Annotated in this window: 14 protein-coding genes; 2 read left to right on the forward strand and 12 right to left on the reverse strand. The window is 62.3% G+C overall.

Annotated elements, in window-relative coordinates:
* Window position 1: 1 nt before the first annotated feature.
* The 5 genes from VXL81_RS06955 to VXL81_RS06975 are packed head-to-tail and all read right to left on the reverse strand — an operon-like array spanning window position 2 to window position 5,538.
* Window positions 2-271 carry a K+/H+ antiporter subunit F gene (locus VXL81_RS06955; RefSeq protein WP_014874349.1) on the reverse strand — a complete coding sequence of 90 codons (270 nt, stop codon included), beginning with the start codon at window positions 269-271 and terminating at the stop codon, window positions 2-4.
* Window positions 268-765 carry a Na+/H+ antiporter subunit E gene (locus VXL81_RS06960; RefSeq protein ID WP_416553482.1) on the reverse strand — a complete coding sequence of 166 codons (498 nt, stop codon included), beginning with the start codon at window positions 763-765 and terminating at the stop codon, window positions 268-270. Before VXL81_RS06960 ends, VXL81_RS06955 begins: the two co-directional genes overlap by 4 nt.
* Window positions 762-2,324, reverse strand: coding sequence for a monovalent cation/H+ antiporter subunit D (locus tag VXL81_RS06965; RefSeq protein WP_416553484.1), 1,563 nt, complete (start codon window positions 2,322-2,324; stop codon window positions 762-764). The genes VXL81_RS06960 and VXL81_RS06965 overlap by 4 nt, the downstream gene beginning before the upstream one ends.
* Complete coding sequence (locus VXL81_RS06970; protein WP_340545289.1) at window positions 2,321-2,674, reverse strand: Na+/H+ antiporter subunit C; 354 nt, start codon at window positions 2,672-2,674, stop codon at window positions 2,321-2,323. The genes VXL81_RS06965 and VXL81_RS06970 overlap by 4 nt, the downstream gene beginning before the upstream one ends.
* 2 nt (window positions 2,675-2,676) lie before the next feature.
* Window positions 2,677-5,538, reverse strand: coding sequence for a monovalent cation/H+ antiporter subunit A (locus VXL81_RS06975; RefSeq protein WP_416536212.1), 2,862 nt, complete (start codon window positions 5,536-5,538; stop codon window positions 2,677-2,679).
* 264 nt (window positions 5,539-5,802) lie between these two features.
* Here VXL81_RS06975 and VXL81_RS06980 point away from each other — a divergent pair, with 264 nt between their 5' ends.
* Both VXL81_RS06980 and VXL81_RS06985 read left to right on the forward strand, forming a co-directional pair.
* Window positions 5,803-6,366: a rhodanese-like domain-containing protein gene (locus VXL81_RS06980; protein ID WP_416553486.1), complete on the forward strand. Its 564-nt coding sequence runs from the start codon at window positions 5,803-5,805 to the stop codon at window positions 6,364-6,366.
* Window positions 6,366-7,226, forward strand: a complete 861-nt coding sequence (locus VXL81_RS06985) for an alpha/beta hydrolase family esterase (RefSeq protein WP_416553488.1) — start codon at window positions 6,366-6,368, stop codon at window positions 7,224-7,226. The genes VXL81_RS06980 and VXL81_RS06985 overlap by 1 nt, the downstream gene beginning before the upstream one ends.
* 126 nt (window positions 7,227-7,352) lie before the next feature.
* On the opposite strand, the gene mdoH is transcribed toward VXL81_RS06985, so the two are convergent.
* From mdoH to VXL81_RS07020, 7 genes are all read right to left on the reverse strand, one after another.
* Window positions 7,353-9,263 carry a glucans biosynthesis glucosyltransferase MdoH gene (gene mdoH / locus VXL81_RS06990; RefSeq protein WP_416553490.1) on the reverse strand — a complete coding sequence of 637 codons (1,911 nt, stop codon included), beginning with the start codon at window positions 9,261-9,263 and terminating at the stop codon, window positions 7,353-7,355.
* Window positions 9,260-10,783 (reverse strand): glucan biosynthesis protein, encoded by a 1,524-nt coding sequence (locus VXL81_RS06995; RefSeq protein WP_416542417.1) that lies wholly within the window; start codon window positions 10,781-10,783, stop codon window positions 9,260-9,262. Before VXL81_RS06995 ends, mdoH begins: the two co-directional genes overlap by 4 nt.
* The gene (locus VXL81_RS07000) at window positions 10,780-12,051 is read right to left on the reverse strand and encodes an OpgC family protein (protein ID WP_416553492.1); all 1,272 of its coding nucleotides are present in this window, start codon (window positions 12,049-12,051) and stop codon (window positions 10,780-10,782) included. Before VXL81_RS07000 ends, VXL81_RS06995 begins: the two co-directional genes overlap by 4 nt.
* Before the next feature lie 23 nt (window positions 12,052-12,074).
* Window positions 12,075-13,439, reverse strand: coding sequence for a tetratricopeptide repeat protein (locus VXL81_RS07005; RefSeq protein WP_340545296.1), 1,365 nt, complete (start codon window positions 13,437-13,439; stop codon window positions 12,075-12,077).
* Window positions 13,440-13,807: 368 nt separating this feature from the next.
* Entirely contained in the window at window positions 13,808-15,031 is a 1,224-nt protein-coding gene (locus VXL81_RS07010; RefSeq protein ID WP_416553494.1) for a CaiB/BaiF CoA transferase family protein, read from the reverse strand.
* Window positions 15,015-16,679 carry a thiamine pyrophosphate-binding protein gene (locus VXL81_RS07015; RefSeq protein ID WP_416553496.1) on the reverse strand — a complete coding sequence of 555 codons (1,665 nt, stop codon included), beginning with the start codon at window positions 16,677-16,679 and terminating at the stop codon, window positions 15,015-15,017. The genes VXL81_RS07010 and VXL81_RS07015 overlap by 17 nt, the downstream gene beginning before the upstream one ends.
* Window positions 16,680-16,760: 81 nt before the next feature.
* On the reverse strand, window positions 16,761-17,201 hold the full coding sequence (locus VXL81_RS07020; RefSeq protein WP_416553536.1) for a DUF302 domain-containing protein: 441 nt from the start codon (window positions 17,199-17,201) through the stop codon (window positions 16,761-16,763).
* Window positions 17,202-17,356 lie beyond the last annotated feature (155 nt).

Genomic DNA, 17,356 nt, shown 5'->3' on the forward strand with positions numbered 1-17,356 from the left:
CTCACTCGATGATATTGCCGCGCAGGATGAAGCGCGCATAGGCCACTGTGGACACGAAGCCCAGCATGGCGATGATCATTGCCGCCTCAAAGAAGATCTCGGTTCCCAGCGCCAGCCCATAGAGCACCATCAGCGCGATGGCGTTGATGAACATCGTATCCAGCGCCAGGATCCGGTCGGCAACATCCTCGGCGGAGACAACTTTCCACAGGTTCATCAGCAGCGACAGCGCAAAGCAGACAAACGCAAAGATTGCAGCTGTTTCGATCATTCGAAAATCTCCTTCAGGCGGCGTTCGTAGCGGTCCTTGATCTCGTCGCGCACCGCTTCGGGGTGCGGCGCGTCAAGGCAGTGGACCAGCAGCGCATGACCTTCGGCTGAGAGATCGGCAGAGACGGTCCCCGGGGTCATGGTGATGGTCGCTGCCAGCACCGTGATCGCTTCGGGTGTGCGCAGGTCCAGCGGGATCGTCACCCAATTGGGGTGGCGGCTGGCATTGGATTTGAACAGGACGATCTTGGCCACCACCAGATTGGCCACCACGATATCATAGAGTACGATGAGGATGTAGCCGACGATCTTCACCGGGCCTTTCATCTTCAGCTGTTGGGGCCAGTAGGGCTGTGTCAGGAAGGGGATCAAAACCCCGAGCATGAACCCGAACACCAGCGAGTTGAGCGACCAGCCATTCACCAGCAACAGCCAGGTTGCGGTCAGCACCAGTGTCAGGATCGGGTGTGGCAGTACGCGGCGCATCAGCTTCATTTCAAAGCCCCCCCAAGGACGGTTTCGATGTAGGCGGTTGGGGTGAACAGCTGGGCCGCCGTGGCGTCGGCATAGCGGGTCATCGGCCCGGCAAAGAGGGTGAGCAGCACAATCGCCGCCATCAGCCCAAAGCAGACAACAAGCGGCAGGACCGGCGCCGCCGCTGGGGCTGCGGTGGCGTTGCCGTCGAGAAGATCCTCGTCACCTGCATCGGATGCGACCGTGCTGTCGGTTGCCTGCAGGCCATGGCTTTTCCAGAAGATCAGCGTGCCTGCACGAGCCAGACCAACGATGGTCACAAGCGAGCCGAGCAGAATGACCGCCCAGATCCACCAGACCAGGTCATGATCGCGCGCGGCGTCCATCACCAGCAGCTTACCGATGAAGCCGGAAACTGGTGGCATACCGGCCAGCGCGATAGCGGCGATAAAGAACATCACCGACAGCAAGCCGCTCTGCGGCATCAGACGAAGGGCGGCAATAGCACCGCCCTGACGTTCCATGACCTGATCGGCAATCAGGAACATCAGCGCCGTCGCCAGCGTCGAATGGACGATGTAGTAGAGTGCGGCTCCGGTTGCGGCAGGGGTGAACAGGGCAATGGAAATCAGCAGTGTCCCCATCGAGGTGATCGCCCCAAAGGCGACCAGTCGCCCGATCTCGCGCGAGCCGAGGACACCGATGGCGCCGACGGCCAGCGTGACCATGGCGGCAGGCAGCAGCCAATCGCCGACCAGCCCTTCGGTGATCGCAACATCCGGGCCAAAGATCAGCGTGTAGACCCGTAGGATTGCATAGGCGCCGACCTTTGTCATGATCGCAAACAGCGCGGCCACCGGCAGCGGGGCATGGCTGTAGGAGGCGGGCAGCCAGAAATGCAGCGGCAGCACCGCAGCCTTGATCGCGAAGACCAGCAGCAGCATGACCGCACCAACGCGCAGCAGGGCGGTTTCCTCGCCCGACATCTCGGCCACGCGCACCGCCAGATCGGCCATGTTCAGCGTGCCGGTGACGGCGTAGATCGTGCCGAGCGCAAACAGGAACAGGGTCGAGCCCAGGAGGTTATAGACCACATATTGCACGCCGGCCTGAAACCGCTTGGCGCCGCCTGCGTGGATCATCAACCCGTAGGAGGCAATCAGCAGCACTTCGAAGAACACGAACAGGTTGAAGGCATCGCCCGTCATGAAGGCACCGAGAATGCCCATGATCTGGAACTGGAACAGCGCGTGGAAATTGGCGCCGCGAGAATCCCAGCCGGTGCCAATCGCGTAGAGCACGACAGCCAGCGCCAGAACCGATGTCAGGACGATCATCATTGCCGACAGGCGATCCAGCACCAGCACGATGCCAAAAGGCGCAGGCCAGTCACCCAGCTCATAGACCTGCACGGTGCCGTCGGCGGCCTGCGCTGCCAGCGCCAGGGTCAGGCAGAGCACCAGCAGGCTGCTGGCGACCGAGAAGATCCGTTGCAGGTCCAGATGGTAGCGCAGGACCATGATAATAAAGGGCGCGACGATTGCCGGCAGGACAATCGGCGCAATCACGAGGTGGTTCATGCGTCATCTCCAACTTTGGCATCATCATCGCTGAGATTGATCCGGTCATCCTGCGACGACAGATAGGCCCCCAGCGCAATCATCACCACAACGGCCGTCATGCCAAAGGAGATCACGATCGCGGTCAGCACCAGAGCCTGCGGCAGCGGGTCGGTATAGGGGACCTCTTCGTATTTATTGAGGATCGCAGGGGCGTTGGTCATCAAGCGGCCAGTGGCAAACAGGAACACGTTCACCGCATAGGAGATCAGTGACAGCCCGAGGATGACGGGAAAGCTGCGTCGGCGCAGGATCAGGTAGATGCCGGCCGCGGTCAGGACGCCCACGGCCGAAGCGACTAGAATTTCCATAGTCAGCCCTCGTTCTCGGTCATGGCCACGTCATCGCGGGCCGGGTTGATATCCATCGCGTGGGTGCTGTCGGTGCCAGGCTGCCAGGCAAAGCGTGACAGGCTCTCCAGCGCCAGCAGCACAGCGCCAACAACTGCCAGAAACACGCCAAGGTCGAACAGCGCAGCAGTTGCCCATTCAAATTCTTCCAGCGGTTCCCAGTGGATGTACCCAAAGGCGCTGGTCAGGAAGGGCTTGCCGCTGAACCATGATCCCATGCCGGTTGCGGCGGCGATCAGCACACCGGATCCGATGATGCCATGATAGGGGTAGCGCTGCCGCTCGGTCGCCCAGGCAAAGCCCGACGCCATATATTGCATGATGACCGCAATCGCCGCGATCAGCCCGGCGATAAAGCCGCCACCGGGCAGGTTGTGCCCCCGGAAGAAGATATAGGCCGCCACCATCAGCGCCAGCGGCATCATCACGCGGGTCGCCACCACCATCATCATCGGATGCGAGTCACCGGCCTGCGGCAGATCGGGCTTGCGGTTCAGCAGATAGGCCCGCACGCGGGTGCCCAGCACCGCCTCGGTCAGCGCAAAGATCACCAGCGCGGCAATGCCAAGAACGATGATCTCGCCAAAGGTGTCGAAGCCTCGGAAATCCACCAGGATCACATTGACGACATTGGTGCCGCCGCCGCCCTTGTAGGAGTTTTCAAGGTGGAAGCCGGAAATCGTCTCGCCGATGAAATCACGGGTCATCAGTGCATAGATCAGCCCCGCAACCCCAAGGCCTGAGATGCCGGCAATGGAGATGTCGCGCAGGCGGGCGCCGCCAGAGCTTTCGACCGGGGTTTCCTTGGGCATGAAGTTCAGCGCCAGCAGCATCAGAATGATGGTGACCACTTCGACCGAAATCTGCGTCAGAGCGAGATCCGGCGCTGACATGTAGTTAAAGCCCATCGACACCACCAGTCCAACAACGCCGATCAGCACCAGCGCCAGCAGGCGGTTGCGGTGCATGGCAACCAGAAAACCGGTTGCGATCAGCAGGCTGGCCCAGCCAAGGATCGGGATCAGCCCGACATCCTGAAGGCTGCGGGTCGGCGCCGCCAATGTGCCGGATTGATAGGCATAGAAGGACAGTACCGCTGTAAAGGTGATCATGATGCCGGCATAGCGTGGCATCGAGCCATTGTGCATCCCGTCGGTAATGGCACGCGAAAGCCGTGTGAGCGCGCCGATCAGCGCCTCGAAAATCACCTTCGCCTCCGGGCGCGGTGCGGCATCCCACATACGCATCAGCGGTTTGTGCAGCATCAGCAGGACGACACCCCCGGCAACCGCCGCCATCGACATATAAAGCGCCGGAGTAAATCCGTGCCAGAGTTTCAGCGAATAATAGGGCAGTTTCTCGCCACCAATCACGGCAGAGGCCGCAGTGGCCACCAACGGCCCGACGATCTTGGCCGAGAACAGGCCGATCAGCACGACAAGACCAACCAGAAACGCAGGGGCCAGCCACATGCCGGTGCCGGGATCATGCGGGGTCGCAGGGTAGTCGTCACGCCTTGGTCCGAGGAAGACATGGGCGATGAAGCGGAACGAATAAGCGGCGGAGAACAAGGCCCCCAATAGCGCTAGACCCGGCACCAGATAATGTGAACCCGCCCAGACCGTGTGAACGGCTTCCTCCAGCATCATCTCCTTCGACAGGAAACCGTTGAAGGGCGGAATGCCAGCCATCGACAGGGCCGCGACCGTGGCGATGGCAAAGGTGATCGGCATCAGGTGCCGCAGGCCGCCCAGCCGTTTGATGTCGCGGGTGTGGGCCTCGTGATCGACAATGCCCGCGCTCATAAACAGAGCCGCCTTGAAGGTGGCATGGTTGATGATGTGGAAAACGGCGGCGACGGCAGCAAATTTGGTACCAAACCCCAGAAGCATGGTGATCAGGCCCAGGTGGCTGACGGTGGAGAAGGCCAGAAGCGCCTTCAGATCATCCTTGAACAGGGCAATGATCGCCCCCAGCACCATCGTGATCAGACCCGTCGTTGCGACGATGTAGAACCATTCCGGCGTACCGGCCAACACAGGCCACATCCGCGCCATCAGGAACAGGCCTGCCTTCACCATGGTTGCGGAGTGGAGATAGGCCGACACCGGCGTCGGTGCGGCCATGGCGTGCGGCAGCCAGAAATGAAACGGGAACTGCGCCGATTTGGTGAAGGCGCCAATCAGGATCAGGATCAGGGCCGGCAGATAGAGCGGCGAAGCCTGAATGACCTCCTTTGCGCCTAGGATCACGGTCAGATCATAAGACCCGACGATATTGCCGAGGATCAGCATGCCACCGATCATGGCAAGGCCACCGGCGCCGGTAACAGTCAGCGCCATTCGCGCGCCCTGACGTCCTTCGGGCAGATGCTTCCAGTAGCCGATCAGCAGGAAGGAACTGAGCGACGTCAGCTCCCAGAAGATCAGCAGCAGCAGAATGTTGTCCGAGGTGACAATCCCCACCATCGCGCCCTGAAACAGCAGCAGATAGGTGTAGAAATTACCCATCGGATCCTCGCGCGACAGGTAGAACCGGGCATATAGGATGATCAGCAGGCCAATTCCAAGGATCAGCCCGGCAAAGAGAAAGCCCAGGCCGTCGAGGAAGAAATTGGCATTCAGCCCAAGCGCCGGCAGCCAGTCGAATTGCGCCTGAATAACTTCGCCGCGCATCACCGCCGGGGCGTGCAGCATCAGTCCGACAAACGCGAGCAATGTTGTCAGGCCTGCCGCCGATGCCGAGGCATTGCGCCCGGCACGGATCAATAGCGCGGGGAATACCGCGCCGAGAAAGGGCAGGGCTGCAATCAGGAACAGGGACACGTGCGGTTCTCCTCCATGCACAAGGCCAGATCGTTTGGTGCCTAAGCAATTTTTCGCAACTGTGCCAGCCCCGACCGCGCCTGCAAACCCTGCAAAGGCAGCGATCCGGTGAGTTTTTTGCCCGCCGCAGCAATTTGGCGCGGCCCGGTGTCAGGTTGACAACAACTTGATCACCATGCGGGATGTCTCAGGCTGAACACTTTGCAGGAACCTGCTAGGTCTTGGGTCATGTAGGACGGCGCCGGCAGCGCGGGGAGAGGCCAGATGTCGCATTCTCAATCAAAACGGTCAGATAACTCCGGCCCTCAGACTGATGGCGCGGACAGGGACCCGGCAGCTGAGGCGGAGGCGGGTGATCCGTTGCTCTCGCGGCGTCGATTACTGCAGGCCGGTGTGGCCTTCGCCGGGATCGCCATTGCGGGGGGCGGTGGGTATACATGGTGGCGCAGGCAACCCCCGGCCCATGACCGTCCCCGCCTGTCGGTTGAGGACGCATTTGCCAGGGCCAAGGCGGGGGAGCTGATCCTGGTAGATATCCGCACACCGCGTGAGTGGCGGGCCAGCGGTGTGCCAGTGGGCAGCCATCAGATCGACATGCGGCGTGAGGATTTTCTGGCCGCGCTTGATCACGTCACCGGTGGTGATCGCAGCGCGCCGCTGGCCCTGATCTGCGCGCGCGGTGTGCGCTCCGCCCGGGTGACGCTGGCGCTGGACGCGGCCGGTTATACAAATGTGATCGACGTGCCGGAGGGGATGCTCGGCTCCGCCGCCGGACCGGGATGGCTGCGCAGCAATCTGCCGGTCGCGCGCTGGACGGGGCTGGGCTGATGAAACAGGTGATAGCAGGTATGGGGCGCCTCTGGCCGGGCGTAAGCGTTGCTCTGTCGGGCCTGCTTTTCGGCTCGGCGGTACAGGCTGGATGCGGGCCCCTCGCCGATGCCTGCCAGATTGACGGGGGCGACTATCACATCGTGCTGCCGGATACCGGCGATGAGAAAGCGCTGCCGGCGGTGATGTTCCTGCACGGCTACGGCGGGTCGGGTGAGGCTGCACTGCGCAATCGCGCGATGGTCGATGGGTTGAACGATCGGGGCTACGCGGTGATCGCCCCCACGGCGCTGCCGCGCAATCCCGGTGGCCCTCGCTCTTGGGCGTTCTTGCCGGATTTCGGTGGCCGCGACGAATCCGCGTTTTTTGAGGCGGTGCTGGCAGATGCTGAACATAGGTTTAATATCGACCGGAAATCCGTTGTTTTATCAGGATTTTCCGCAGGTGCCTTCATGGTCAGCTATCTGGCCTGTGCAACCCCCGATCAATTTGCCGCTTACGCAACGATTGCGGGCAGTTTCTGGCGGCCGCAGCCTGAGAGCTGCACCGGTCCGGTGCGTTTGATGCACACTCATGGATGGCGCGATGAGGTGGTGCCGCTGGAAGGCCGATACCTTGGCAATCGTCGTTTTCAGCAGGGAGATATCTTTGCCGGGCTTGAGCTGTGGCGCGATACCAACGGCTGCACGACACATGCGCCAAGCCACAGCGGATCTGAAGGAGGCACCCTGCGGCGCCGATGGGCCTGCGGTACAGGCGCGGATATCGACGTGGTGCTTTTCGACGGCGGGCACCGGGTGCCGGAGGGCTGGGCCGCATGGCTTGCCGATTGGTTCGAGGATCGCCCGCTGTCGCAGTAGTGCAACACATGGCGTCGATGAGGCGGCTGTTAATTCTCAATAAAAAATTCCGGAGAAACCTGATGGTTCCTGCCGGAATTTTCAATTTGATGCAAATTGTGGATATTTTCGCCTGAACTGTCTTTTTTACTCAGCGGCTGTGGGATGGGCGGGGGATCGCTCCAATGCCAGACGCAACCTGTCCCGTCTGGCACGGGCGATGCGGGTGATGCGGGGCTCGTTATGGACCTCACGGGTGGCCAGAAGGGCTTTGGCAAAGCGCTGCAACGGTACGCTCGACAGGGCCGAAAGGGGCACCGCAAGGATCAGCGATACGGCGATTGGCAATAGCCAGACGGATACCACGCCGGCAAGAATCCCCGTCCACAGCGCGATGCCGCTGACGGTTTCCAGCGCGTGGCAGGTGAACAGCGTGCGCCAGGAGTAGCTGCCACCGTCGCGTGCCTGCGGCGCCCATCCCTTTTGGAGGCCAAAGGCGGTGCGCAGCACCGCGATCATCTGCTGAACCATCAGGATCGGCGCATAAAGGATCGCGAGCAAGATTTCCGTCAACAGTGACAGGGCAAAGGCGCCCGCGCCGCCATAGTCGGAGAATCGGCTCCCGGTCATCGGCAGCGCCGCCACGGCCAGAAGCTTTGGGGCGAGCAGCATGGCATAGATGAGCAGGATCACCAGCACATGGCGCGGCTCTGACATGTCCGGCCAGGAGGGCATCAGCGGATTGGTTTCACTGAAATAGGTCAGGACCGAGGCTTCCTCGCCACGTCCGATGAGCGCCCAGATCACCAGCAGGGCGAACCAGACTGGCGCCATCAGGTAGCCGATGGCCCCATGCAGCAGATGAAAGCGTGACAAGGCGCGAAACCCCTTGGCGTTGAGCAGGTTCAGGTGCTGTAGATTGCCCTGACACCAGCGCCGATCCCGCAGCACATGGTCAATCAGCGTCTGCGGAGTTTCTTCGTAAGACCCACGAATGCGGGGCAGGAACTGCACGCTCCAACCGGCGCGACGCAGCAGCCCGGCCTCCACGAAATCATGGCTCATGATCAGCTTTTCACCACCAAAGACAGAGCGCAGCGGTGGCAGCCCCGCACAGGCGGCAAAGGCACGGGTGCGGATGATCGCATTATGCCCCCAGTAATTGCCTTCATGCCCTGCCCAGCGGGCCAGACCTTCGGCCAGAGCCAGGCCGTAGACGCCATTGGCAAACTGCTGCATCCGGCCAAAGACGGAATGCGCACCGATCAGCTGCGGATAGCTCTGGATCAGACCTGCGCCGGGATCACGAGCCAGCGCGTCGGCCAGATGGGCAATCGCGCGCCCGGTCATCAGGCTGTCGGCATCGAGCACCAGCATGGCGTCCCAGCCGGCGCCCCAGCGGCGTACCCAGTCGGCGATATTGCCGACCTTGCGTCCTGCGTTGTCATCGCGGCGCCGATAATAGAGCTGGGCCCCTGCGGGGAGCATACTGCGCAGGGCCTCGACACTGGCACGTTCCTCTGCGGCGATGGCATCGTCGCGGGTGTCGGACAGGATGAACATTGCATAGTCATGGACACCGCCACGGGCGTGCAGCTCTTCCAGCATGGATTGGGCACTGCCAAGTACATACCAGGGGACCTCGTTGTAGATCGGCATCAGGAGCGCGACCTTCATCCGCTGCGGGCGGCCTCGTCCCAGCGCGCGGGGGCGCTGGGACAGGCCCCAGAGACCCAGAAGAACGGTAGAGACCGAAAAGCAGATCCAGAAGAAATTGAACGCGATCAACACCAGAAGTGCGACCTCCAGCATGGAAAACCCGTCTGCCGCGAACCAGTCCTTCATACCCCAGGTCAACAGCCCCGTAGCGGCCATCGCCGGAGAGAAGGCCAGAACACGCCATAGCGCCACCTGACGCTGGCTTGACTCGCTGGGCTGTCCGCCGGTTGCCGCGCTGTCACCGGGTAAGGGGCAGGCGTGATCCTGAAAATGGGCACCGAAATTCTGCTCTGGCATAGCCAGCGGTTGTTCCGGTGGGGTCAGGGAGAAATTGGTCATTTGGTCCACCGGTAAAGCCAGACTTCGGAGGCGGGCTGATCATCCTTGCGCAGTTCAGCGCGCAATTCGACGTGGTCGCGTTCGCCCGGGTCAAAGGCAAAGGCCAACCGCACCCCGCCAGTTTCCGGGTTTTGCTGCAAGACGCCTTCGGTTGGGGTGACATGAGGTGACGTGATATGCGCCTTTAGATCATCAACGCCACCGGCAAACAGCGGATGGGCGGCGAAATCGATGGTGATGATCCGACCCGGATCACCAAAGATGCGCGCGCCCGCGGCGGTGTTGATCACCTGTGGCACCGGCAGATCCGGGCCGTTGCCCCAGGTCAGCCGATAGTCAATGGCAATCTCTGAGCCTGGGGCGTAGCTGTCGCGTGGGCGCCAATAGGCCACGATATTGTCGTAGATTTCCTTGTCCGCCGGGATTTCAACCAGCGTGACGGCGCCTTTGCCCCAATCACCCTTCGGCTCAACCCAGAGCGCCGGGCGCTGGTGATAATGCGCTTCCAGATCCTCATAATCAGACAGCAGCCGCGGGCGCTGCATCAGGCCAAAGCCACGCGGATTTTCATCGACAAAGGACGACAGCTGCAGCGTCTTGGGGTTGGCCAGTGGGCGCCACAGGGTCTCGCCGTTGCCATTGACCACCAGCAGACCGTCGCTGTCGTGAACCGCAGGGCGGAAATCGTCAAACCGGTTGCGATTGGTCTGATCAAACAGGAACATCGAGGTGAGTGGTCCAAGCCCGATATTGTCCAGTTCCGCACGTGCAAACAGGCGCGCCTCGACATCCATCACCGTGTCTTGCCCCGGCAGTATGTCAAACCGGTAGGCCCCGGTGACAGACGGCGAATCCATCAGCGCATGGACGATCATGTTCTTTTGGCCGGGAACTGGAGCTTCGAGCCAGAAGGCAATGAATTCAGGGAATTCTTCGCCCTTGGAGGTAGCGGTATTCACCGCCAGGCCGCGCGCCGACAACCCATAGGTGTGTGCAGCCCCGATGGCCCGGAAATAACTCGCGCCCTGGAATACGCAGAATTCCGTTTTCTTGCCGGGTTCCTTCAGATCGGTACGCAGTCGGAAACCGGAGTAGCCGAGGCTGTCGTCGACGCTGAGGTCGGGGGCTTTGTCAGTTTTGTCAAACAGTGACAAGTCAAAGGCCACCGGCTGGGCGAGGCCGTTTTCCACGGTGTAGATCTCGACCGGGCGCGGGAAATAAAGGCCGGGCAGAAAGAAATCGACATTGTAGCTGCGCGGGGTCTTCGACCAGAGCGCATCGCGGCTGCGGAACCAGCGGGTCTGGTATTCCTCATAGGTCTGCTCCTGCCAGTCCTGCGGCACGCTGGGGCGGGGCGCATAAGGGGCGGCCGCCAACTCGCGCGCCAGCGCCACAACCGTTTCGCGCGAGAATGCAGGGCCTCCGGTCGCACGCGCAGGCGAGGTCAGCGCGGCAAGCGCAAGCGGGGCCGTGCTGGCCAGGGCGGTTGCCAGAAAGGTGCGTCGCGAGAATTCTTTCATCTCTTGGTTTTCCATGGATGTGATTTGAACCAGGCAGCGATATAGGCGCAGCCGATGATCAGGCCAAACCCGGTGAGGTTAAAAAATGCAGTGGTCATGATCGACCTGTCGGTGAGATCCATGGCAAAGCCCAGCAACCGGGCCAGCGCCATGGAAAACACAAAGACCGCAAGCGATTGCTGACCGACTTTGGTGATCAGCGACAGCAGCACGGCCCAGATCCGGGCGGGTGTGGATTGCCCGGAGGCGATCAGACGGCGACCGCCTTCGCCCGCAACCACCCAGCCGAGGTAGGCCAGCGACAGGAAATGGCCATAGCGCAAAAGGCCAAAGTCGGTTTTTTCCCGCCATTCGGCTGTCAGCTGCCAGGTCGGTCGGATCAGCTCCGCCAAACCGGTGTTCCAGGCTTCGACCCAGAGGAAGACTTTCCAGGAGCCGAAGGGCGCCAGCAGGAGCAGATACGCGGTCGCTATGATCGTCAGTCCGCGTGAGACTGGCGGGGCGGGCAGCCAGCCTTTCATGAAGGCAAAGCCGGTGAAGAACAGCAGCTGCCAGCCAAAGGGGTTGAAAAACCATTCGCGGCTCGACCAGGGTTCGGCGGAGAGCGACAGCCCATTCGGCCGGAGGCCGATCATATACGGGTTGGCCAGCAGCCAGATCGCGATCGAGGTGGCCGCCACTGCCCAGACGCCGACGCGTTCCAGCCCCATCATCAGCGGCATCAGCCCCAACACGACGAGATACATCGGCAGAATGTCAAAGTAGTTTGGCACGTAGCTGAGTGTCATCAGCCCAACCAGCTGCGGCACCGGGTTTTCAAAGAACGGCAACAGGTTCAGCGAGGCAATATAGCTCTTGTCAAAAGCCCCGTAGAGATCCAGCGCCGCCATGGTGGTGGCGAGAAAGACGAACAGGCCGATATGGGCCCAGTAGACTTGCCAGCAGCGAAACACCACGCGCGCGCTGCCAATCAGCCAGCCGCGGCGGGCAAAGGTGCCGCCAAAGGCGATGGCCGAGGCCATGCCCGAACAGAAGACAAAGATCTCCGTCGCGTCGGAGAAGCCAAACCGGGCCGGAATCCAGCCGGTCCAGCGGTTCCCGGGAATATGAGCGCACAGGATGATGAACATCGCAATGCCGCGGTAGAAATCCAGCCGGGGATCGCGAAGCGCGCGGGTCTGCGCGTCCGATTGCGGGGCAACCGGGCGATTGGCCACTGGAGTGGTCTCGGTGCCCTTGGCACCGGGAAAGGGCGAGATGGTCGCCATAGGCTGTTGTGTCCTTACTTTTGTTATTCTGCCGGGACGCTTTGCGCGCAGGGCGCGCCACGTCCGGCAGCGATCAGTGCACGGCGCGCCTGTGCATAGCTGTCCTCGGCGCCGCCCCGCTGGGCGCGCCGCTCGTTGAGGATGGCCTCCACCGCGTCCAGACGCCCCGCGCGGATGCCCGCATCAATGGTCACGCGTTCGAAAACGTCCCGCTGGGCATGGCTGCCCCCTGCCAGTTGCAGGGAACTGCGTCCGCTGGCGAGATAGCCGAAGGCTTCGCTGTAGTTACCTTCGCCAAAGGCCTCGAGCCCCAGCGCAAGGCCGCAGCCTGGCGTTGCCATGCGGCCATCGCTCTCGCTGGCGCCGCGACGCGCATCAGCGTGGATCCGCTGCACCAGCTGGCCAGCCTCAACCTTGCGATCATCGCCCACCAGGGCAAGAAGATAGTGAAGATCAGCAAAGATCAGGCAGCCGTCTTCGGTCCGGTTGGCACAGAGTTCTGCGAGTTCTTCCCAGCGGTCACCGATTGCAACGCCCTCCAGCTCCAGCCGCATCAGCAGTGAGGTGGCGTTGGAAATGTCACGGTAATCATCGGTTTTGTCTTTGCGGATCTCGTGATCGTATAGCGCCAGCACCTGTTCGGTCTGCCCCTGATCCAGATGCATCAGCGCCTTGTGCCACCAGACGTGGTAGCGAAAGTTGTTGCAATGTGCCCAGGCCTCTTCGCGACCGGTCAGCCAGTCAAGCCCGGCACGGGAGTTGCCCGTCATATCATGGACATGGGCCACCGCATGCAGGCCCCAGGCATCATCCGGTGCCATCCAGAGTGCCTGACGCCCGGTTGCTTCGGCCAGGTCATAAGCGCCGGTTTCCTCCAGCGAAAAGGCGTGGCATCCAAGCAGGTAACCGCGCCCGGCGTGATCCGGCGCATAGGCGGGTAGGACCCGCTCGATCGACCGGCGCATACCTGCGCTGTCGCCCAGGATGAAGCGGATCGCGTGGCTCAGCTTCATCGCCAGTGCGTCCTCGGGGTGGCTGCGCAGCACGGTCTCCATCTCTGCAATCGCCAGCGATGGACGGCCCTCCAGCCAGGCACCAAGCGCCGCGATATAGTGGCGTTCGCGTGGCAAAGCACCATCCTCGGCGGCCTTGGCCGCGGCATAGGCGTCGCGTGCGGCCTGCATCAGTTCTGCCCGGCCCAGCAGCAGCACAAACATGCCCTTGGCCGCCTGGGCCATGGCAAACTCCGGTGCAGCCTCCAGCAGGGCGCCCAGATGTTGCGGCGCGGCAGCGCCGTGAGACAACACCCCCATCTGAACGCAGTTCCAGTTCTCGAGCGCCGCGGCGTTTGTCAGGCTGGTGTCCTGGCCAAAAATATCTTGCATCATCGTTTGTCCGATCCGTGTCAAAAACGAAAGCAGAGGTGCTTTGTCGTCGAGCCTAAAGCACGGCCGCGCGTCTCGCGATGCCCGCTCGCGGTTTGGTGAAGCGGCGTGTGCAATCTCGCCGGATTAATGGGCCAACCATATTGATTGACAGCGATTTCCCGCATTTTTTGTAATCTGGCAAGCCCGTGCAGCGCGACTTTGGCCGAAGACCGCCAGTTTCTGTAACACTCGGCCAGATCCTGCCGGTTGCAAGCCCGAGAAACAGGCGTTTTCTGCGGTGTCTTAAGGGGATAGCAGAGATATTGAGCAGGCAGCCGCCCCCGGGTGATGGGGCGTCTGCCTGTTCTCGGTGGCGGCGCGCCGCTGTCTTAGTTGTCGTCTTCCGAAAACGGGTCCGCGGTCCTGGCAAGGAGGTCGCTGTCTGCGCCGCAGATTGGAGGCGCATGGCGGTAGGTCACCGGCGTCCGGGAGAATTTGAGCGGATTGCCAAGCAAACGCACCGGCCCCGCCGCCGAGGACATTTCAATTGTCATATCCCGCGCCGCCACCTGATCAGAGGCAAAAACCTGATCGAGCGTCTGCACCGGTCCTGCTGGCACCTTGCGGGCCTCCATCGCGGCGATCACCTCATCGGTGCGGTATTGGCGCAGCGCCGGTACCAGGATATCGGCGAGCGCGTCGCGGTGCTGCAAGCGGGCCGGGTTGGTTGCAAAGCGCGGGTCCCGCGCCAGCCCGTCCAGACCGAGAAAAGATAGGAAGCGGCCAAATTGCGCGTCATTGCCGACCGCGAGGATCACATGGCCATCTGAGGTCTCATATAACCCATATGGCACGATGCTGGGATGCTCATTACCGCGCCGTTTGGGGGCGCTGCCAGTGTTGAGTGTTGCCACACCTTCGTTGATCAGCCAGGCGATCTGCGCATCCACCAGCGCGATATCGACCTGCTGGCCTTCGCCGGTCTGTTCCTTGTGGCGCAGCGCCGCGAGGATGCCGACACAGGCATACATTCCGCACATTACGTCGGCGATGCCGACGCCAACCTTCATCGGTCGGCCCTCAGGCTCACCGGTGAGCGACATGATCCCGCCATAGCCCTGTGCCATCAGGTCATAGCCGGGTTTCTGGGCATTGGGTCCAGTCTGGCCGTAGCCGGAGATCGAACCATAGACCAGATGCGGGAACTCCGCGTGCAGGCTCTCGTAGTCGAGGCCGTATTTGGCAAGCCCGCCGGGTTTGAAGTTTTCCAGCAGAATATCGGCTTCGGCGGCGAGACGACGTATGACCTGCTGGCCCTCGGTCGTGGCGATGTCCACCTCAATCGAGCGCTTATTGCGGTTTGCAGCCATGAAATAGGCCGACAGATCCGACTGGTGACCGTCTCCATCCACCACATAGGGCGGCCCCCACTGCCGGGTGTCATCGCCCCCGGTTCGCGGGTTTTCGACCTTGAGCACACTGGCCCCCAGATCTCCCAGCATCTGGGTGCAGGTCGGCCCTGCCAGAATGCGGGACAGGTCCAGCACCTTGACGCCAGTCAGCGGGCCATGGGGCAGCTTGGCTTCGGATGTCCGGTCAGATGAGTCCATCATAGGCCTCCCGCTCGAATTCTGCGGCAATGACGGTGAAACGCTCGGCCTGCTGTGCCTCTTGCAAGGCAGCGCGCAGGCCTGCGCGGTCGCGGACCCTGACGCCATGGCCGCCAAAGGCCCGGCCCATCGCGGCAAAGTCGTGCTGGCCGAAGTCGACGCCAGCGTTATCCAGCCGTCGCTGTCGCTGCTTCAGATCGATCAATGCGAGGCTGGCATCGACGAAGACGACAAAGATCGGCGCAACGCCAAGCTCGGCGGCGGTGGACAACTCGCCCGCCACCATCAGGAAACCCGCATCACCGGAGAAGCTGACAACCGTGCGCTGCGGCTCTGCCAGTTTGCGGCCAATGGCCATCGGCACCGCGCAGCCCATGGTGCAGAGGCCCGAGGATTGGATCAGGGCGCGAGGCTCATGGCAGCTCCACATCTGCGAGAGCAAGATCCGATGGGCACCGCTGTCTGCCGTCGCCAGCGTATCGCCGGGCAGGGTGGCCTGACATTCGGCAACGATCGCAGCGGGTCCCCAGTCCGCCTGCGGGGTGAAGGCGGAGCGAAGGGCTGCCCGGGCCACCTCAGGCTGACCTTCGGGCCAGCGCCGAGGGGACGGCTGCGTGTCATCGGCGAGCTGCGCCCCAACCGTCAGGGCGCGCAGACTGGGCGCAAGACCGGCAACCAGCGTCAGAGTGGCCGCGTGCATGTAGTGGGTGTTGTCCTCGGCGCAGATATCAATCACCCGCTGGCGGGAACAATCCCAGGCGTTGCGCCAGCCCGGGCGCATCTCGATTGGATCGTATCCAAGCGCAAGAACCAGATCGGCCTCGCGCACAAGCGGCAGCAGGTGACGATCGGCGAGCGGCGACAGCCCGGCGCCGCCAAGGCAAAGCGGGTGCTTCTCAGGCAGGATGCCCTTGGCCTTGTAGCTGGTTACAAAAGGGATCTGGTAGTGTTCGAGAAAGGCCAGAAGGGGCGCGGATGCGGCCTCGGCAACAGCGTCAAGACCGATCACCGCCAGCGGGCGCTCGGCCTCGGTAAGCCACGCGCGCGCCTGCGCCAGGTCAGCGGGCTGCGGTTGCGTTGCTCTGGCAGGCGCGAGGCAAGGACGGTGGGGGCCGGCAGGGGAATCGGCGACAGAGATCGGCACATCGATATGCACCGGCCCATTGCGCGGCGCTGTTGCGATCCGCACCGCCTTGTCGGCGATCACACCGGCAGCCTCGGCGTCGAGGCGATAGCTGGCCTTGGTGATCGGGGCAAAAACCGCCTGATGGTCCAGTACCTGATGGGTATAGGTGGCCGCTTCCGCCGCATCCACACATCCTGTCAGCACCAGCATCGGCACCCGGTCCTGATGCGCATTGGCAACAACGTTCACCCCATTGAGCGCCCCCGGGCCCAGCGTGGCCACCAGGATAACCGGCGCGCCATCGCTGTGGTGCACGCCTTCGCCCATGAAACCGGCGCTGTTCTCGTGTTTGGCAAGGTGAAAGCGGATGCCCGCCTTGGTCAGCGCATCGACAAGCGTCAGCACTTCGCCACCGGGCATGCCGAAGGCATGGCGGCATCCGGCGGCATATAGTCGCCGGGCCAGCACATCCGCCGCGCGCAATGGTTCTGTGGCCGTCGCAGCCGCGGTGTCGGTCTGTGTCATGAAATCCACCCTTCGTGAACAAGTGCCGCCAAATTGCCGGAACCGGGCAAGGTTGCAAGCCTCCTCACGCGGGTGTGAGCGTCAAGGCGCCGAGCGCGCCGCATTTTGCGCAATGGCATCAAGATGTTGGTCCAGCTCTGCCGCGATCTCGGCGAGATCAGCCCCGCCTTCATCGAGATAGGGGGCAAAGACATGGGTTGCGGTTTTATAAGAAAGCGTCGCCAAGCCATCTTCGCCTTCGGTCACATAAAGGCGGATCGGGGCTTCGATCATTGCGGCGGTGGAATGGCTGAGGACCCGCACCGCATAGTCATTGTTGAAAACACCGATCACCCGGTTGCCGGGTATGGTAATGCCACGGGCCGCAGCGGCCTTGGTCGGCCCGGCCTGCGTCACCACGACAAGACCCTGTGCCTTCGTCGCCGCAATCACATCTTCGACCAGCTGCGGGTAGGGCTTGCGGGTCTGATGAACCGCCCAGCCCTGGCGCTCGGCCAGCGGTGCGGCGGTCGCGACCATCATATGTGACCCTGTAGCGGCGAACAGCACGAAGGCCAGTGCCGCAGCGAACAGATGGCTGCGGCGGAGGGCCATCGAACCCATCACGTTTTGAAACATGGCGGTGATCTCCTATCGTTGCTTACGAGGTTAATGCCTCGGCGGCTGCACCGCAGTCA

It is taken from the genome of Phaeobacter sp. JH204B, from assembly GCF_048055755.1.
Taxonomy (GTDB): Bacteria; Pseudomonadota; Alphaproteobacteria; order Rhodobacterales; family Rhodobacteraceae; genus Phaeobacter; species Phaeobacter bryozoorum.